The organism is Rhizobium ecuadorense (assembly GCF_001187535.1).
GTDB lineage: Bacteria > Pseudomonadota > Alphaproteobacteria > Rhizobiales > Rhizobiaceae > Rhizobium > Rhizobium ecuadorense.
The window spans coordinates 1-214 of the sequence record NZ_LFIO01001498.1 but is presented as its reverse complement, the minus strand read 5'-3'; the positions used below and the strand labels follow the sequence as shown (position 1 = coordinate 214).

The 214-nt window shown below is 60.7% G+C and carries 1 pseudogene; it reads right to left on the bottom strand.

The window, feature by feature from the left end:
• Nucleotides 1-214 (bottom strand): annotated as a pseudogene (locus AF337_RS31135) (ABC transporter substrate-binding protein); the annotation flags it as partial.

Here is a 214-nt window from a genome sequence, read left to right as displayed (position 1 = left end):
GAGCTCAGCAGGTTGGAAATGTTCGGCTCGGCACCGTTCGACACCAGTACCCCGCCCTCGACGCAGATGTCGAAATCGAGCTGCGTCTTGCATCGCTGGATCAGCGAGGCCTGGTCGACTTCGACGATCTCAGCCGAGGCGCCCTCATAGCCGGTCAGCACCTGCTGGATGTAGGCGGCAAGACGCTTCAGGTCCGAGTTGGTATAGGTGACGA